Raw genomic sequence first — 16565 nt, 5'->3', positions numbered from 1 at the left:
CATCATGGGTTCGATTCGCGTCGCCATCGTCGGCGTCGGCAACTGCGCGAGCTCGCTCGTCCAGGGCGTCCACTACTACCGCGACGCCGACCCGGCCGGGAGCGTGCCCGGCCTCATGCACGTCCAGTTCGGGCCCTACCACGTGCGCGACGTCGAGTTCGTCGCCGCCTTCGACGTCGATGACAAGAAAGTCGGCAAGGACCTCTCCGAGGCGATCAACGCCAGCGAGAACAACACCATCCGCATCTGCGAGGTTCCGACGACCGGCATCACCGTCCAGCGCGGCCACACCCTCGACGGCCTGGGCAAGTACTACCGGATGACGATCGACGAGTCCGCCGCGGAGCCGGTCGACGTCGTCGCCGCCCTGAAGGAGGCGCAGGTCGACGTCCTCGTGTCCTACCTGCCGGTGGGCAGCGAGGAGGCCGACAAGTTCTACGCGCAGTGCGCGATTGACGCCGGCGTCGCCTTCGTCAACGCGCTGCCGGTCTTCATCGCCTCCGACCCCGCGTGGGCGGCGAAGTTCGAGGCGGCGGGCGTGCCGATCGTCGGCGACGACATCAAGTCCCAGGTCGGCGCGACGATCACCCACCGGGTCATGGCCAAGCTCTTCGAGGACCGCGGCGTGACCCTGGACCGGACCTACCAGCTCAACGTCGGCGGAAACATGGACTTCAAGAACATGCTCGAACACGAGCGGCTGGAGTCCAAGAAGGTCTCCAAGACCCAGGCCGTGACCTCCAACCTCACCGGCTCCCTCGCCGGCAAGAAGGAGGACCGCAATGTGCACATCGGCCCGTCCGACTACGTCGCCTGGCTCGACGACCGCAAGTGGGCGTATGTCCGCTTGGAGGGCCGCGCCTTCGGCGATGTCCCGCTGAACCTCGAATACAAGCTGGAGGTCTGGGACTCCCCGAACTCGGCGGGCATCATCATCGACGCGATCCGCGCCGCCAAGATCGGCAAGGACCGCGGCATCGGTGGCCCGCTGCTCTCGGCCGCGGCATACCTGATGAAGTCCCCGCCCGAGCAGCGCGAGGACACCGCCGGCCGGGCCCGGCTGGAAGCCTTCATCGCCGGCACTGAGCCGCGCTAACTAACCCGCCCAGTCCTGCGCGGGTGACCTGCAAAGAGTGCGCTATGGCTCACCCTTTGCAGGTCAGCCCCTGTCGTTTGGCGTCAGTCGACGAACGTCTCCAACTGGCTCGCCACACCGTCGGAGACAGTGGCCGGGCCGCCGAGGACGACTATTCTGGTCGGTTGCAGGCGGCGCAGCTCGGTGGCGATCGAGTCCGGGATCGCGTCGGTGTCGACGAGCAGCAACGGGGAGCGGTTCATGCCGGCCACCGGCGCTCCGGACAGGGCATCGGGGAAGACGCGGCCGGACGCCACATAGACGGTGTTCGCGCCCGACTTGAACCCGGTGCGCGAGATCGCCGCCGACGTGGCGAAGCGATCCTCGCCCGACCACCGGGTCACGGTGCCCGAGGTGTACTGCTGCAGATCGGCATACAGGCTCGGGGTCAGGGTGTTCTCCCCACCAACGACGACGATGTTCTTGGGCAGCAGCCGGCGCAGCTCGGAGCGAATCGATCCGGGGACGTTGTCGCTCTCGACCAGCAGGGTCGGGCCCGGTGTCATCCCGGCGACGGGTCCGACCGAGAGGGCGTCGGGGAAGACCGAGCCGGAGGCGATGAACGCCCGGCGAGCGCCGGGGTCGAAGGACAGCTTGCTCATCTTGGCCGAGGCCGAGTAGCGATCCGGGCCGGCCCAGCGCTCAGCGGGGAACAAGTTCTTCAGCTGGTTGAAGACATCGCGCGAGACCGAGCTCTCCCCGCCGAGCACGATGATCTGCTGGGGTTGCAGCGTCGTGATCGCATTGAGCACCGCGTCGGGAATGGTCGTCGACCGCACCAGCAGGACCGGGCCCTCGTCCCGGGCGGCGATCGGGGCGCCGGACAAGGCGTCGGTGAAGACCTCGCCCGAGGCGACGAACACCCGAGCGAGCCCGGGCGAATAATTCTCGGTGGCGATCGTGGCCGACAGCTCATACCGGTCGGCACCAGACCAGCGGACCACGCCCGCGCGGGCGTCGTCGCTGGCGCTGGCCGGCGCGCTCAGCGTGGGCGAGAGCGCCAGGGCACCGCACGCGAGCGTAGCGGCGAGCACGGATCGACGGGTGGAGGGACGCATGCGGAAGAGCTCCTTCAGTGCGGAATCGGTTGGCGCCGAATCGAACGAGTCAGATTCGGCGGATCGGGGAAGGACAGATCAGGGAACGACATAGTCGGCGAGCTGGTTCTCGACCGTGGTGCTGATCGAGGCGGTGCCGCCCAGGACGACGATCTGCTTCGGCTGCAGCCGGCGCAGCTCGTCCCGGACGGCCGACGGGATCTCACTCCCGGCCACGAGCAGCATCGGGCCGCGGCGGATTCCAGCGACGGGGGCACCGGACAGGGCATCGGAAAAGACCTGGCCATAGGCGACGAAGGCCACCGGGACTCCGGGGTCGAACGAGGCCGCCGAGATCTCGGCGGACGCGGCATACCGATCGGCGCCGAACCAGCGTTCCACCCAGCCGGAGCTATAGGCACTCAGCTCGGCAGCGACACCATCACTGATCGAGGCGGGCCCGCCCAGGACGACGATCCGGCTCGGTCGCAGCCGACGCAGCTCGGCGTCGATCGAGTCAGGGATGCGGTCGGTGTCGACGAGCAGGAGCGGATCGCGGTCGCGGCCGGCGACCGGGGCACCCGAGAGCGCGTCGGCGAAGACCCGCCCGGACGCGACGAACGCGGTGTCGACTCCGGGGGAGAACGAACTGCGACTGATCGCTGCCGAGGCCTCGAAGCGGTCGGCGCCCTGCCAGCGCTGCACGCCGCCGGATCCGGCAAAGCCACGCAGGCGCGTCTCGACGCCGGTGCCGATGCTCGCCGGACCGCCTAGGACGACGATCCGCTGCGGGCGCAGCCGCGACAGCTCAGTCGCTATGGCGTCGGGCACATCGGTGGCGGTCACGAGCAACATCGGCCCACCGCTCTTGGCGGCAACCGGCGCGCCGGACAAGGCGTCGGTATAGATGCTGCCCGAGGCCACATAGGCAACCGGAACACCCGGGTCGAAGGATCGCGCCGAGATCGCCGCCGAGGCTTCGTAGCGGTCGGCCCCGGCCCAGCGGACCACGCCGGTGGCACGCGCCTCCTGCGCGGCCGCCGTGACCTGCTCTGCGCGCTGCTCGGGGGCGGCGTTAGCGGACGACCCCGCCGCAGCAAACACGGCAAGCCCCGCGCACGCCGCGGCGAGGGCTCGACTGCGGACGGACCTGGACCCCAACCTGCCTAACACGACGCGTCAGACTAGTCGACGTTCCTGATCGCGCACCCGGGCGGGCCGGTCTGCGGACGCCTCATGGGCCCGAGCAGGGCCCGGTGGCCCCGCCGCCCGGTGCCGTCGGCTAGTGGCGAACATAGGCCTGCAGCGCGGCGGCCGCCGTGTTGGTGACGCTCGCCGGCCCACCGAGGATGACGATCTGCTTGGGCCGCAGCCGGGTCAGCTCGGCAGCAACCGGATCGGGGATCGAAGCGGTGCGCAGCAACAGCAGCGGAGCCGGAGTCTTGCCCGCGACCGGGGCTCCGGCCAGCGAATCGGGGAAGACCAAGCCGGAGGCGACGAAGACGGTCTCGGCGCCCGACGGGAAGGAGCGCTCGGAGATCGACGCGGACACGGCATACCGATCGGCACCGGCCCAACGCTCGACCGCACCGGAGGTGAACGTCCCCAAGGTGGCGAGCACGCCGTCATCGATCGTCGCGGGACCGCCGAGCACGACGATCCGGCCCGGCCGCAGGCGGCGCAGCTCGCTCGCGACGCTATCGGGGACGGCGGTGCTGGGGACAAGCAGGACCGGCCCGCCGGTCTTGCCGGCAACAGGGGCACCCGCCAGGGCGTCGGGGAAGTTCTGCCCCGAGGCGACATAGGCGACCGCGACACCGGGCGAGTAGTTCCGGGCGGAGATCAGCGCGGACGTCTCGTAGCGATCTGCTCCCGCGATCCGATCGACCGGAACGAGACTCAACCCGGCCTCGACCCGGGAGCTGATCGTTGCCGTCCCGCCGAGCAGGATGATCCGGCTGGGGTTGAGCCGCCAGATCTCATCGAAGGTGGCGTCGGGGATCTGGTCACGCTTGACCAGGAGTAGCGGCGCGCCCTCCCGGCCGGCGACGGCCGCGGCGCTGAGCGCATCGGTGAACACCTCACCCGAGGCGACATAGAGCCGGTCGACGTCGGACCCGAAGGATGCCCGGGTGATCGCGGCAGCAGCGGCATACCGGTCCGCGCCGCTCCAGCGATAAACCCCGCTCGAGTTCGGGAAGCTGATCGCGACCCGGGCCCCAGCGGCAGACACGGACAGCACGGTCACGCGGACCCGGCCGCCGGGCAGCGTGTAGCTCTCGCCGGCTTCCATACCGGGGTGGCGCCCCAGGGTGGACAGATCACCGTCGGGATGGAAGTCCACGACATCCTGCTCTCCCCACTGGCCGAAGCCGGCGACATTGCGGCGCATCACCAAGCCGCCTCCCGGGTCGGTCCGGCGCACCCCGCCCGGGTCGACATAGGTCGCGTCATCGATCCAGTCATCCAGCCCTGCAGGGGTTCGGTATTCGAGGAAATAGCTCGCGTCACCGTCACTGAACTGGGCGCCGCGCACCCCGCTGGTCGCGGTCAGGGGCGCCAAGGTCAGTTCGGTCGCGAACGAGACCACGGTCGAACTACTCGCGGGCAGCACCCCAAGCCGGCGCAGGTTCTCTGCGGACATCATCCCACCGCCATACGGCTGGTTGCCCATCAGGTCCCAGGGGTCGGAGTAGGTCTCCTGGTCGCAGTCGCCGGACAGGGGAACGGCCTCGGTGTGCTGCGCATCGTCCCAGCAATACAGCGAGCCGCTGTGCATGAGTTCGAGGTTGTGCCCGAACTCGTGGCCCCAGATCGACGCGACCGGGTAGTCGTTGATCCACACAAAGCTCTGGCTCTCCCCGGTGCCCAGGTTGGCCAGACCGGCCCACCAACAACTCGGGAGCTGCTCCATATAGGCGACGATGTGGTGCGTGGCGTCGGTCGTGTAGCTGCCGGCCAGCCGACGGACGGCCAGTTCGATGGCGTCGTTGTCGCACGCCTCCTGCTGGGCGGTCGTCAGGCTGATCTTGGTCCATGGACGGACGCTGTCCGCCGTGAACCGGATCTTTCCTTGCGTTGCGGTTTGGTAGTAGTTGTCGGTTTCCCTGACGACGTCGCGCAGTTCGTCGCTGGTCACCGTCGGCTGGGAGCGCCAATAGACGGGCACGACCAGCACGTGGTGCAGCCCCAGGGTGGGCCGGGCCGCGGCGGTGGATCGCACCCCCTCGACCCGGGCGCTTCCGGTGCGCAGCAGGTCACCGATCGAACGCGCGTCCACCCGCGCGCCGGGCGGCGCGGTGACCGTCACCTCGACCGGGCCGCTGGACAGCCCGCGCGCCAGGTCGGCGTCGAGGTCAACCGTGTGGTCTCCGACGCGCACGCGCACCAGTTGTTTCGGCGATCCCGCCGAAGGCGTGGCACTCGGGCGAGGGTCGACGATCGTCACCGTCAGTTCCCCCGGCACTCGCACCGATTGCCCGTATGCCGCGGGGCCCGCCCCCGCCGACAATCCACCAAACGCTAACCCGAGAACCGCCGCCACCACGGCCAGCAACCAGCGCCTCCACATCCGTGCCGCTGTGCCCACGTCGGTCATCCCCTTCTGGTGTCCATCTATAACCCCTGACGTCCCAGCACGCAGCCCGGTTTCGTGCTTCTCCTCGCACGGCCGCCGGCAACAGTGCTGCTACTCCTCGCCGGCATCGATCAATGACCCCACCTGGTCGGCTACGACATCGACGACGACCACCGTGATGTTGTCGTGGCCACCACGAGTGAGGGCGGCCGTGACCAGCGCTTCGGCGGCTTCCTGGGGACCGCCGGCGGTGTCCATGACCCAAAAGATCTCGTCGGGCGGCACCTCGTCGGTCAGACCGTCCGAGCAGACCAGCACCCGATCGCCGGGGATCAGCTCGATCCGGTCGTGATCGACGGCCACCGAGTCGGCCGCACCGAGGGAGCGGGTGATGACGTGCCGCATCGGGTGCACCGCGGCCTCCTCCGGAGCAAGCAGCCCGAGTTCGACCATGTCCTGGACCTCGGAGTGGTCGGTGGTCAGCTGCCGCAGTTCACCCTGGCGGGTCATCAGCACCCGGGAGTCCCCGACGTTGAGGACGGCCCAGCTGCCGTCCGCCAGGGCGGCGATGCCGGTGAGCGTCGTGCCCAGTCCTCGCCGACCCGGCTTGGTTCCTTCCGCCCGAATCCGGCGATTTGCCTCCTGGACCTGCGCGACCAGCATCGGCAAGCTTGGCTCGCTCTCGCCGATCTCGGCCATTGTTTCGGTCGCGATCGCACTGGCCACTTCGCCTGCGGCGTGGCCGCCCATGCCGTCGGCGACGAGGAAGAGCGGGTATGCCGCCACTGCGGCATCCTCGTTCCCCCTGCGGTAGTGGCCCTGGTGGGTGGCCGCGCCGACGTCGATCACGCGGCAAATCTCCCACACGCGCGGCGCCTTGTGCCACGCGTGCCGGAAATCACACTGCCCCACGTGGGTGAGCGGAGAACTTTGTGGGGTGTCTGACGGGGTCCCCGCAAAGTATCGGAGCTGGGTCCCACGCTCTGCGTGGGTGAGCGCAGAACTTTGTGGGGTGTCTGACCCGGATCCGCGAGTAGTGGTGGGGGGTGCGGCGTGTGATGTGACGAAGGTGCTTGTCCTACTGGGAGAATCGGGGTTACGAAGCCTTCGATCGTCCAGCTAGGAGAAGCACCTTGTCGATGAAGAGAGTACGTGGTCGTGGCCGGGTGCGGAAGCGGGTGCGGATCGGCGCGCCGGATCCGTCGTTGACCGGGATCTCGGGGGTGGCAGCGCTCGCGGAGTTCATCGAGAAACTGGATCTGGTCGGGCGCCTGGACCGGGGGATCGGTGCGATCAAGGAGCGGGAGCGGGGCGCGACGGGCGGGCAGGTGCTGGTGTCGCTGGCGCAGTGCCAGCTGCTCGGCGGGGATGTGCTGGCCGCGTTGGACCGGCAGCGCCAGGATGTGGCCGGGTCCGCGTTGTCGGCGGTGCCGGTGTTGGCCTCGACCACGGCGGCGGGGTTGGCCCGCCGGTTCGGGCCGGCGCAGCTGGCCGGCCTGGAGAGTGCGGTCGCGGACCTGACCGGTCATGCGGTGGCCTTGTTGCCGGCGTCCCGCCGGGCGGTGCTGGCCGCGGCGGTGACGGTGGACTTGGATTCCACCGATGTGGAGGTGTACGGGCCGACGAAGCAGGGCGTGGCCTACAACTATCACGGTCAGCGCGCGGGCCGTCCGCATCTGGGGACCTGGGCCGAGGCCGGGCTGACCCTGGCCGCGGAGTTGCTCGCGGGGAATGAGGATGTGAGGCCCCGGGCCGCTGACCTGTTGCGCCGGGTCCTGGCCGGGATCCCCGAGGACATCCGCTCGGCCGCGGCCGACTGGGATCGGTTGCGGGTGCGCGCGGATGCCGGCTACTTCACCGCCGACCTGGCCCACGCCGCGGTGGAGGCCGGGTGTGACTTCGCCATCGCCGCGAAACGGAACACCGCGATGTGGCGCGCCTACGCCGCGATCACCGAGGACGCCTGGGGTGCGGCGGCGAGCGGGATGCCCGGCGCGCAGGTCGCCGCGGTCGACTACGCCCCGCAGGGGTGGCCGCCGCACACGTACACCATCGTGCGCCGGGTCCGCATCGAGGCCGAGGACATCTCCGACGACCCCCGCTCACGGCGCCGGCGCACCATCGAGACGAACCAACTCACCCTCGCCTTGGAGGGCGCGGCCACCCACGCCCACGCGGTCTCCTTCATCGTCACCAATATCCCCGCCAACGACCACCCGGCCAACCCCACCGAGCCGGCCGAGCCGGCCGAGCCGGCGGAGCCGGCGGAGCCGGGTGAGGCGGCCGCACCGGTTGCCTCGATCACGCAGGTCGAGTCCTGGTTCCGCCGCCGCACCGACATTGAGGACCGGATCCGGGAAGCCAAACTCGGGGCCGCGCTGCGGCATCTGCCCTCGGGCGACCACGCCATCAACACGGTGTGGATGTGGGCTGCCCTGCTCGCCGGGAACATCTCCGTTCTGCTGCAAGCCCTGACCGGGATCGACCAGCGTCACCGCGCCCACGGCGCCCGCCTACGCCACGAACTGCTCTGCGTCCCAGCCCGCATAGTCCGCCACGGCCGCCAGCTGATCCTGCGGCTGCCACCCGACCGCCAGCTCCTGCCCACCGTCCTGGCCCGGATCCGGGCCTTACCCACCGCGGCCTAACCCGCGAATCCCCCGTCCCGACGACCCAGGACCCCGAAGACCCGCCCACCCGAGCGCCACCGGGCCATCCGCGCTGCCCGCACCCAAAAACACACTGCCACAACACAAAATCTATCCGCCGTTCACTGGCCGCCCAACCCACACGCAAGCTACTCGCGGATCCGGGTCTGACGGGGTCCCCGCAAAGTATCGGAGCTGGGTCCCACGCTCTGCGTGGGTGAGCGGAGAACTTTGTGGGGTGTCTTTGTGGGGTGTCTTTGTGGGACTCCTTTTAGGGAAGGTAGGCCGCCAGCTCGGCCTGGACACCGGTGGAGACGGTGGCCGGGCCGCCGAAGATGACGATGCGGCGCGGCTTGAGGCGGGTCAACTCGGCACGCACGGAGTCGGGGATCGACGTCGTGTCGACCAGCAGCACCGGGCCGCGGTCGCGGCCGGCGACCGGCGACCCGGAGAGGGCGTCGGTGAACACCCGCCCGGAGGCGATGAACGCCGTGCGCACCAGCGGCGCATAGGCATGCGCGGTGATCTCGGCCGAGGTGCTGAACCGGTCGTCTCCCGACCAGCGCTCAACCGTGCCGGCATACCCCTTGAGCACGGCGAGGGCCCGCTCGGAGATCGTCGCCGGGCCACCCAGGACGACGATGCGCCGGGGCGACAACCGCCGGAGTTCGCCGGCCACCACGCTCGGGATGGCATCGGTGTCGACCAGCAGCACCGGGCCGCGGTCGCGGCCCGCGACCGGGGCCCCCGACAGGGCATCGGTGAATACCCGCCCGGAGGCCACCAAGACGGTGTCGACGCCCGCGGGATAGCTCTGCGCCGCGATCGCCGCCGAGGTGGCGAAGCGGTCGGCGCCGCTCCACCGCTCGACCTCGCCGGTGGTGTAGGAGCCGAGCTTGGCCTCGACCGCCGGCGTGATCGTGGCCGGGCCACCGAAGATGACGATCTTGCGCGGACGCAACCGGGTCAGCTCGGCAGCGACGACGTCGGGGACCGCATCGGTGTCGACGAGCAGCACCGGCCCGCGGTTCTTGCCGGCCACGGGCGCCCCGGAGAGGGCATCGGTGTAGACCTGCCCGGAGGCGACATAGGCCACCGGCACGCCGGTCGAGTAGTTCTTGGTCGAGATGATTGCCGAGGTGGCGAACCGGTCCGCGCCACTCCACCGCTGTACCTTGGACAGCGAGGGAAAGCTCACACTGATCGTCGCGCTCGTCGCCGACGCGGCCCCGACCCGCAACGACCAGTGCCCGTCCGGGCTGGTGTAGCTCTCGGCCCGCTCCAGACCGGGGTGACGCTTGGTGTCCGCGGTCACGGCGTCGGCGTGGAAGTCGATCAGTTCGCGCGGCCCGAGTTCCTCGCCGAGCAGCTGGCGGTGGACGATCACCCCGCCGCCGGGATCGGTCCACGTCTTGGGGCCGATCGTCGCGGTGCGGTCGTCGATCCAGGCGTCCTGCCCGGCCGGGACGCGGTAGTCGACCAGGTAGCGATACCCACCGTCGTCGAAGTAGAAGCCCTGCTTGCCGCTGGCCGCTGTGAGCGGCGCGATGGTGACCGTCGTGTTGGTCCCCGTCTCGATGCGGGGGAAGTCGGTGTCCGCTACCAAGCCGAAGCGCCACAGTGAGTCGGCCTGCGGCATACCGACCTTGCCGTATGGGGCAGTGCTCGTCGGGTCCCACGGCTCGGTGCCCTCGCGATAGGTGCACGAGGAAGACAGTGGGCTCGGCTGGCCGTCGGCAACACAGTCGAGAGAGCCCGTCGCGGTGGCGCCGGCATTGATGGAGATGATCCGGCGGAAGAGCGTCTCCGACATCACCCCATTGCTGATCGTGTAGCCGTCGCCGAAGGCGGACGGCCCCACCGACTCCAGATCGGTGAAGTCGCACGCGGATTCGTTGTTGAGGTAGACGATGAGGTGATCGGTCGGCCGGCCGCCACCGACGATGTCACGGACCTTGTCGCGGATCGCGATGCGATCACAACTGGCGGCCTCGGTCTCGGTCAACGCGAGCTTCTGCCACCCCGAGGCCCAGCCCAACTTCGCCGTCATCTGCCCGTTGGAGACGCCGCTGTAGTAGCTGCCCGCGCCGGCGACCATCGACGTGATCGCGTCGTCATCCAGGGGGGCTGGTGCCGAGCCGGACCAGTAGACCGGCACGATGAACATCTCGTGCTGACCGAGCGCCCCGCGGGCCACGTGGCCGGTCGGTTGTGGCAGCCGCGGTGGTGACGAGGAGTCGCCGGCGGCTCCGGTCGCGGTGGCGCCGAGCACCACCGTGGCAGCCACAGCGGCCGTGAGCGCGCCTCGAAGACGTGCGCGCATGATGTCCCACCCGAAGATTCCCACGCGCTGACGTTACCCGCCGAAGCCAGCAGAGTGCAGCAGAGTGCAGCAGAGTCACCGCACGAATTGTCCGCCTTCACTCGGCGTGCTCGGCCCACCAGGCGCGCAGCCGCTCCGTGGCTGCCTCCTTCCCGATCGGGCCCTCATCCAGGCGCACCGCGAGCAGGTACTGATAGGCGCGGCCGAGGAGCGGCCCAGGAGGTACGCCGAGGAGCGCGCCGATCTCGTGACCATCCAGCTCGGGACGCACCTTGCCGAGTTCTTCTTGCTCTTGCAGCCGCTCGATGCGGGCCTCCAACTCGTCATAGGTGGCCGCCAGGCGCCGTGCCTTGCGGACGTTGCGTGTCGTGCAGTCGGCGCGGGTGAGCCGATGCAGGCGTGCGAGCAGCGGCCCAGCGTCGGTGACATACCGGCGCACGGCCGAGTCGGTCCAGCTGCCCTCGCCGTAGCCGTGGAATCTCAGGTGCAACTCGACCAGCCGGGAGACTGCGGCAATCGTGTCCTTGTCATAACGCAAGGCCTTCAGCCGGGTCCGGGCCAGCTTCGCTCCGACAACCTCATGGTGGTGGAAGGAAACCCCGCCTCCGGCCTCAAATCGCCGAGTCTGCGGCTTGCCGATGTCGTGCAGCAGGGCCGCCAGCCGGAGCACGAGGTCCGGCCCGGGGACCTGCGCCGGGTCGGCGTGCGGCGGACCCTCCAGGGCGATCGCCTGCTCCAACACGGTCAACGAGTGCTCGTAGACATCCTTGTGCCGGTGATGCTCGTCGATCTCCAGCCGCAAGGCCGGCAGCTCAGGCAAGATCCGCTCCGCCAGACCCGAGTCCACGAGCAGCGCAAGGCCGGGTCGCGGGTCGGGAGCCAGGAGCAGCTTGGACAACTCGTCCCGCACGCGCTCGGCCGACACGATCGCGATCGAGTCGGCAAGTTCACTCATCGCGGCCAGAACCTCGGCGTCGGGAATCAGTCGCAGCCGTGCCGCAAACCGCGCGGCTCGCATCATCCGCAGCGGGTCGTCGGCGAAGGAGGTGGTGGCCGGCCCGGGCGTGCGCAGTCTGCGGGCAGCGAGGTCGGCCAACCCGCCATACGGGTCGATGAACTCCAGCGACGGCAGCCGCAGCGCCATGGCGTTGACGGTGAAGTCGCGCCGGCGCAGATCGTCCAGGAGGTTGTCGCCGAACGCGACGACCGGCTTGCGCGTGGCCCGGTCGTAGGCGTCGGCACGGTAGGTCGTCACTTCAACGGTGGTGCCGCCACGGACTGCGCCGATCGTGCCGAAGGCGCGACCGATGTCCCAGGTGGTTTCGGCCCAGGCGGCCAGGATCGCCTCGCTCTGGTCGGGCCGGGCACTCGTGGTGAAGTCCAGGTCGGGCGCCTCGCGCCCGAGAAAGGCATCCCGCACCGGGCCACCGACCAACGCCAGCTCGTGCCCTGCCTCGGTGAACGCCGTCCCGAGATCGCGCAGCAGGTCCAAGGAAGGGGCCAGGTGGGCAACGGCACGACGCAAGACCGCCAGGTCCGGCGCGCCCCGAGAGGTCGCTGTCATGAGGTCCAACGGTAATGCTGGGCCGGCAGGTGACTTCGTGTCCGCTTCCCTTTCCGGCGCGGAAGCTCCCTTTAGAGTGACCACATGACCTCGCCAGCACCGGAACGGCCGCAGCGGCGGCTGCCGGCTGTCGAGGAGCGTTCCGCCGGGGGCGTGGTCGTCGACATCCACAACGGGCGGGCGCGGATCGCCGTGATCGCGCGCCGCAATCGCGCTGGGCGGCTCGAGTGGTGCCTGCCCAAGGGGCACATCGAGCGGGGCGAGACTCTATCGGAGACGGCGGCGCGGGAGGTCGCCGAGGAGACTGGCATCGAGGCGCGCGTGCTGATCAAGTTGGGCACGATCGATTACTGGTTCGCGACGGGGGACCGGCGGGTGCACAAGTTCGTCCATCACTACCTGCTCGAAGCGACCGGAGGCTTCCTCACCATCGAGAACGACCCCGACCAGGAAGCCGTCGACGTGGCCTGGTTGCCCCTGGAGAACGCCCACCGGCACCTGACCTTCCCCAACGAACGCCGGATCGCCCGGGAGGCGTGGCAGCGTCTTGCCGGGGCCGAATGATGCTTGCGCCCCGACGGCGCCGGGCCACCGCCGCGATCGGCGCGGCCGTGGCACTCGTGCTGTCGGCGTGGCCGCCTGCAGCTCCCACGTCCCCAACGGCGGGCCTGGAGCTGCGCCTCACCTCGATCACGCCGGCCGTCGCCGATCGGGGCAGCAAGGTCGAGGTGAGCGGCACCGTGCGCAATCCTGGCGCGACCGCCATCCCGGCACCGACGGTCATCCTCCGAGGGAGTGCGACGGGGCTGACCCGCCGCAGCGAGATCGCCGCCTGGGCGGCGGGATCGACGGCGGGTGTGGACGCGACCATTTGGGACGAGGACAGCCTCTCCGGAAACGTCGAAGCCGGGCAGACGCGCACCTTCCGGCTGCGCACGCGGCTGGCCCCTCACTCTGCCGCGTCGTATGCCGCGTTGCCGCTCGCAGTTGACGCCGCCGGGGCGCGGGTTTCGACCTTTCTCCCGCAGTCCGGTCCGGGAGATTTCCCTCCCCTAGACACCGTGCTCGTCCTCCCGGTCACCTTGCGCGCGCACCGGGCCCTGTTCGGTGAGTATGGCGCCACTCGCCTGGCCGCCTGGCTGAGCGAGATCGGTCCCGAGGGCCGCCTGACCCGGTTGCTCGCCACCGGCATCGAGCGGCGGGCCGCCTGGGCGGTCGACCCGACGCTGCTCGCGGCGCCGGCGGCGATTCCCGCCGAACGGCCGATCGACCCCGAGGCCGGCGCGGCGTGGGACCGCATCGGGCCGCAGCAGCGGGCCGAGGCTGCCGCCCGGAGGACCTTCCGGGCTGCGCTGATCGACGCCGTCTCCGACCAGGACTGCTTCGTGCTGCCGATGGCCGACGCCGACCTCGTCGCCGGGTTGACCGTCCCCGCGGCGCAGCCGCTGCTGCGGCTGCTCGTCCGGGACGGCATCGCCGCGGGGGCCGAGGGCCTGCCCCACTGCTCGACGACGCTGCTGTGGCCCGCGGACGGGATCCTCAGCAGCGCGCGGGTGAGCGAGCTCGCGGCATACCTCCCTGACGGCCATGCCGACGCCGTCCTCGGCCGCGCGTCCAGCACTCCCGGTGGCGCCACCGCGTCATCCTCGCCGTGGCGCAGCACATCCGGCACCCCCGCGGTGGCCTATGACGACGCGCTCAGCGCCGCCTTCCTCGAGTTGCCCAGCGACCCGGCAGGTGTGGTGACCGGGCAGCGGCTCCTCGCCGACTCCCTCGCACTCTTCCTCCAGGCCCCGGCAACTCGGCGAGAGCTGACCCTGGCAGTGCCGCGGGGGGTGGCCTTCAGTGGAACCGGCCTGGATGCCGCGCTCGACCGGCTGGAGCAGGCGCCTTGGCTGCGGGCCGCTGCCCTCGACGACACGATCGCGGCCGCCCGGACCGGCCCGCCGCTTGCCGACGCCACACCCCGCGACGTTCCCGAGCCGGCGGATCTCCCTCGGGATCCGGTCGCCTTGTCGCCCCCGGCGATCACCGCCAACCGGCTGCGCGCCCTGGAACGGGCACTCGACCAGGTGACGACGACGGCCAAGGTGCGTGCCGACGGCCCAGAGCAGGTTCGGCTCTGGAATGCAGCCCTCGCCCAGCTCCTCTCCTGCCGTTGGCGCGGCGACAACTCCCAGTTCCAAGGGCAGATGCGGCGCCTGCGCACAGCCGGGGCCGAGGCAAGCACCGGCGTGCAAGTCACTCCCGAGACGATCAACTTCTTTGCCGACACCGGACGGTTGCAGCTGACCGTCACCAACGACCTCGGCGTCGGGCTGACCAATCTCCAGGTCGACCTGACCCCGCTGTCCGGCTGGCTGCGCCTGGACGATCAACCCCGCGCGGTCGATGTCGGCGCACACTCCAAAGCCGTGGTCACCGTGCACGCGACCGCTCTCGCTGCCGGTAGCGTTCCGATCCGGGCCCGGTTGTCCGCGCCCGACGGAAGCGCGGTCGGACCGGACACGACGGTGCTGATCCGGGTTCGGCCGACGGGAGATTGGATCTACTGGGCGATGGGTGGGCTAGCGGCCGTGCTCATGACGCTGGGTGCCTGGCGCAGCCGTAGGCACCCGAACCGGCCTCGGCTCGCCCGATGACCGGGGGTGGCGCTGGCGACACGGTCGCGCGCTCCAGCGCCGTGATGGCCTCGGGGACGCTGGTCTCTCGCGTCCTGGGCCTGGTGCGGACCAGCCAGCTCGGCTATGTCGTCGGCATCACCGGACTGACCGCGGACGCCTTCTCGGTCGCCAACACCCTGCCCAACAACATCAACCTCCTGGTCGCCGGCGGGATCCTGCAGTCGGTGCTCGTCCCCCAGATCGTTAAGGCCTCCACCCAGGGTCGACAGGGGGAGGACTATGTCAATCGCCTGGTGACCTTGTCCGTCGTGCTCATGCTGGGCGTCACCCTGGTGGCGACCGCGGCGGCTCCGGCGCTCGTGTGGGTGATGAGCGACACTGTCGACCCGCAGGCCCGCCGGCTGGCCGTGGCGTTCGCCTTCTTGTGCCTCCCGCAGATCTTCTTCTACGGCCTCTACACGCTGCTCGGCAACATCCTCAACGCTCGCGGCCGATTCGCCGCGTATATGTGGGCGCCGGTGGTGGCCAATATCGTGGCGCTCGCGGGTCTGTTCGCCTTCCGGTTCGCCGGCTTCCCGGCGGGCGCGTCCCCGGGTGCGTGGACGCCGTCGATGGTCTGGTTGCTCGCGGGCACGACGACGTTGTCCATCGTCGCGCAGGGCGTCTGTCTCGTTATCCCCTTGCGCCGCAGCGGATTCCGTTTCCGCCCGACGTGGGGGTTTAGAGGTGTCGGGCTCAGGTCGGCATCCCGCGTCGCCCTGTGGTCTTTCCTCGCCGTGGCCTTGAGCCAGCTCGGCTTCGTCGTGACGAGCAAGGTGCTCACCCGCGCCACCCGCCTGGCCGCCCATGCGCCCGGGCACGTCGTTGCCGCGGGCAAGGCGTCGTATGACTATGCGTTCTTGCTCTTCATGCTGCCGCACTCGCTGATCACCGTCTCGCTGGCCACCGCGCTGTTCACGCGGTTGTCGATGTCCGCACATCAGGGCCGCACCGCGGAAGTCGTCGACGACTTCGCCCGCGGCCTGCGAATGCCGTCACCGATCCTCGTGCCGATCAGCGTCGCCGGGTTTGTCTTTGCCCCGATGGTCACCGCGCTTTTCTTCCCGAGCTTCCCGCCGGCCCAGACCAATGCCGTCGCCGGCGTGCTCGTTGCCATGCTCACCGGGCTGATTCCGTTCGGCTGGCTCTACCTGATCAACCGGGCCTTCTATGCCTATGAAGATGCCCGCACGCCGTTTTATCTGCAAGTCGTCGTCACCACGGTCGCGACGATCGTCAACCTGTATGCCGCGACCGTCGCCGTCCAGCACACCGGCATCTGGGTCGGCATCGGGCAGACCGTGAGCAATCTGGCGGGGGCGCTGCTCGGGCTGGTCTTGCTGCGTCGGGTCATCGGGCCGCTGGGGATGGGGGCGACGGTGCAGACCTATGTCCGGCTGGGCGTGGCCAGCCTGCTCGCCGCCGCCGTGACCGTGTCACCGGTATGGGCGCTGCGGTCCCGACTGGTTGGCGATCGCCTGGCGCAGCTGGCCGCGCTGGGCATCACCGGGACTCTTTTCATGGCCCTGACCTGGCTGATCGCGCACCGCCTGCGGGTGCGTGAGGTGGCCGACCTCGTCGGCCCGCTGGTGCGCCGGGTGCGGCGCTGATGTCGAGA

Annotated in this window: 11 protein-coding genes; 5 read left to right on the top strand and 6 right to left on the bottom strand. The window is 70.0% G+C overall.

The genetic code is table 11. The annotated features are described in order from the left end of the window. Nucleotides 1–4 precede the first annotated feature (4 nt). Nucleotides 5–1096: an inositol-3-phosphate synthase gene (locus V9G19_RS03255; protein WP_462284059.1), complete on the top strand. Its 1092-nt coding sequence runs from the start codon at nt 5–7 to the stop codon at nt 1094–1096. A gap of 83 nt (nt 1097–1179) precedes the next feature. Here the strand turns inward: V9G19_RS03255 and V9G19_RS03250 are convergent, their stop codons facing one another. The 4 genes from V9G19_RS03250 to V9G19_RS03235 form a co-directional block, all read right to left on the bottom strand. Next, complete coding sequence (locus V9G19_RS03250) at nt 1180–2193, bottom strand: cell wall-binding repeat-containing protein (protein WP_462284058.1); 1014 nt, start codon at nt 2191–2193, stop codon at nt 1180–1182. Nucleotides 2194–2271: 78 nt separating this feature from the next. Next, complete coding sequence (locus V9G19_RS03245; RefSeq protein WP_462284057.1) at nt 2272–3276, bottom strand: cell wall-binding repeat-containing protein; 1005 nt, start codon at nt 3274–3276, stop codon at nt 2272–2274. Nucleotides 3277–3454: 178 nt separating this feature from the next. Continuing rightward, entirely contained in the window at nt 3455–5770 is a 2316-nt protein-coding gene (locus tag V9G19_RS03240) for a cell wall-binding repeat-containing protein (protein ID WP_462284056.1), read from the bottom strand. 90 nt (nt 5771–5860) lie between these two features. Beyond that, nucleotides 5861–6598, bottom strand: a complete 738-nt coding sequence (locus V9G19_RS03235; RefSeq protein WP_462284055.1) for a PP2C family protein-serine/threonine phosphatase — start codon at nt 6596–6598, stop codon at nt 5861–5863. A gap of 290 nt (nt 6599–6888) precedes the next feature. Here V9G19_RS03235 and V9G19_RS03230 point away from each other — a divergent pair, with 290 nt between their 5' ends. Next, complete coding sequence (locus V9G19_RS03230; protein ID WP_462284054.1) at nt 6889–8397, top strand: IS1380 family transposase; 1509 nt, start codon at nt 6889–6891, stop codon at nt 8395–8397. A gap of 271 nt (nt 8398–8668) precedes the next feature. On the opposite strand, the gene V9G19_RS03225 is transcribed toward V9G19_RS03230, so the two are convergent. Continuing rightward, on the bottom strand, nt 8669–10744 hold the full coding sequence (locus V9G19_RS03225) for a cell wall-binding repeat-containing protein (protein WP_462284053.1): 2076 nt from the start codon (nt 10742–10744) through the stop codon (nt 8669–8671). A 73-nt stretch (nt 10745–10817) separates the two neighbouring features. Beyond that, nucleotides 10818–12284: a CCA tRNA nucleotidyltransferase gene (locus tag V9G19_RS03220; protein ID WP_462284052.1), complete on the bottom strand. Its 1467-nt coding sequence runs from the start codon at nt 12282–12284 to the stop codon at nt 10818–10820. An 84-nt stretch (nt 12285–12368) separates the two neighbouring features. Here V9G19_RS03220 and V9G19_RS03215 point away from each other — a divergent pair, with 84 nt between their 5' ends. Genes V9G19_RS03215 through murJ form a run of 3 tightly spaced genes read left to right on the top strand, consistent with a single transcriptional unit; the run spans nt 12369 to nt 16557 of the window. Beyond that, nucleotides 12369–12848, top strand: coding sequence for an NUDIX hydrolase (locus tag V9G19_RS03215; protein ID WP_462284051.1), 480 nt, complete (start codon nt 12369–12371; stop codon nt 12846–12848). Continuing rightward, nucleotides 12845–14926 carry a DUF6049 family protein gene (locus V9G19_RS03210; protein WP_462284050.1) on the top strand — a complete coding sequence of 694 codons (2082 nt, stop codon included), beginning with the start codon at nt 12845–12847 and terminating at the stop codon, nt 14924–14926. Before V9G19_RS03215 ends, V9G19_RS03210 begins: the two co-directional genes overlap by 4 nt. Further along, a complete protein-coding gene (murJ, locus tag V9G19_RS03205; protein ID WP_462284049.1) occupies nt 14923–16557 on the top strand; it encodes a murein biosynthesis integral membrane protein MurJ in 1635 nt (544 codons plus the stop codon). Before V9G19_RS03210 ends, murJ begins: the two co-directional genes overlap by 4 nt. Nucleotides 16558–16565: the final 8 nt, after the last annotated feature.

It is taken from the genome of Nostocoides sp., from assembly GCF_037045025.1.
GTDB lineage: Bacteria > Actinomycetota > Actinomycetes > Actinomycetales > Dermatophilaceae > Nostocoides_A.
The sequence above is the reverse complement of the archived record's forward strand: the minus strand, read 5'-3'. Positions and strand labels throughout refer to the sequence as shown.

What these genes read in the sequence shown, in the direction of transcription:
- V9G19_RS03255 (WP_462284059.1), top strand. Translation starts at nt 5, where the DNA reads ATGGGTTCGATTCGCGTCGCCATCGTCGGCGTCGGCAACTGCGCGAGC.
- V9G19_RS03220 (WP_462284052.1), bottom strand. Translation starts at nt 12,284, where the DNA reads ATGACAGCGACCTCTCGGGGCGCGCCGGACCTGGCGGTCTTGCGTCGT.
- V9G19_RS03215 (WP_462284051.1), top strand. Translation starts at nt 12,369, where the DNA reads ATGACCTCGCCAGCACCGGAACGGCCGCAGCGGCGGCTGCCGGCTGTC.
- V9G19_RS03210 (WP_462284050.1), top strand. Translation starts at nt 12,845, where the DNA reads ATGATGCTTGCGCCCCGACGGCGCCGGGCCACCGCCGCGATCGGCGCG.
- V9G19_RS03240 (WP_462284056.1), bottom strand. Translation starts at nt 5,770, where the DNA reads ATGACCGACGTGGGCACAGCGGCACGGATGTGGAGGCGCTGGTTGCTG.
- V9G19_RS03230 (WP_462284054.1), top strand. Translation starts at nt 6,889, where the DNA reads ATGAAGAGAGTACGTGGTCGTGGCCGGGTGCGGAAGCGGGTGCGGATC.
- V9G19_RS03250 (WP_462284058.1), bottom strand. Translation starts at nt 2,193, where the DNA reads ATGCGTCCCTCCACCCGTCGATCCGTGCTCGCCGCTACGCTCGCGTGC.
- murJ (WP_462284049.1), top strand. Translation starts at nt 14,923, where the DNA reads ATGACCGGGGGTGGCGCTGGCGACACGGTCGCGCGCTCCAGCGCCGTG.